The organism is Streptomyces sp. NPDC002851 (assembly GCF_053591935.1).
Genome location: NZ_JBSFUT010000100.1, coordinates 1 through 1108 on the forward strand (window position 1 = coordinate 1; position 1108 = coordinate 1108).

1 protein-coding gene is annotated in these 1108 nt (G+C 67.3%); it reads left to right on the top strand.

Features of this window, described 5'->3' with window-relative positions:
• Nucleotides 1–1108, top strand: a 1108-nt coding sequence (locus tag ACWD10_RS38450; RefSeq protein WP_451098487.1) for a polyketide synthase dehydratase domain-containing protein, incomplete at both ends; no start/stop codon positions are given.

Below are 1108 nucleotides of genomic sequence, written 5' to 3' on the forward strand. Positions count from 1 at the left end.
CAGGAACAGGGCATCGACTACGGCCCGGCCTTCCAAGGACTCAGCGAGCTGTGGCGCAACGGCGACACAGCCTACGGACTGATCCAACTACCCGAAGCCATGTCCACCGACGGCTACGGCGTCCATCCCGCTTTGCTGGACGCGGCGTTGCACACGCTGTTTGCCGTACGTGAGCGCCAGACGGGTGCGGACAATGTTGCGCTGCCCTTCGAATGGACCGGGGTGGAACTGTTCGCCCCGGCAGGCCATGTCCTGCGCGTCCAGGCCCAGCTGAACGAGGAACGCACCGCGGCCCGGATCTGGGTCTGCGACGCAACCGGCACCCCCATAGCCCACGTACACGGCCTCCAAGTCCGCGAAGCACACCCCGACCAAATCCGCGCAGCCATGTCCGCGTCGGCAGATCACCTGTACCGGGTGGACTTGCAGCCCGTACGCCCGACCGGAACACCAACCGCCGATACGGGCCGTACGGTCATCGACGCTCGGGAGTGGACGGGCACGGTCACGGAGGTCGCCACCCGGGGACTGACCACACTCCAGGAGCAACTGAGTAACAGCGCCGGGTCGGACGACGAACTCGTCCTGCTCACCACGAACGCGGTAGGCGAAGACGCCACCAACCTCGGCCAAGCGGCCCTGTGGGGCCTGGCACGTTCGACACGCAGTGAACACCCCGAACGAACCATCCGCCTCATCGACACCGACCACACCGACACCGACGTTCAGCCCGCACTGGCGGTCACCGGGGAGCCCGAGCTGGTCATACGCGAAGGCCAGATACTCGCGACCCGACTGGCACGAGCCGCAGGCGCAGCCGACACGAACCCGAGCGTGCTGGACCCATCCGGCACGGTCCTGATCACCGGCGGAACCGGCGAACTAGGCCAAGCACTCGCCCGCCACCTCGTCACCACCCACGGCATACAACACCTCGTCCTCACCTCCCGCCGCGGCATGCAAACCCCCGGCACCGAAGACCTCGTGGCGGAACTGACCGCAGCAGGCGCGGACACCGTCGACATCCTCGCCCGCGACATGAGCGACCGGGAACAGGTGCGGGCGGTACTGACCGAGGCAGACCCGGCACACCCCTGGACCGGAATCT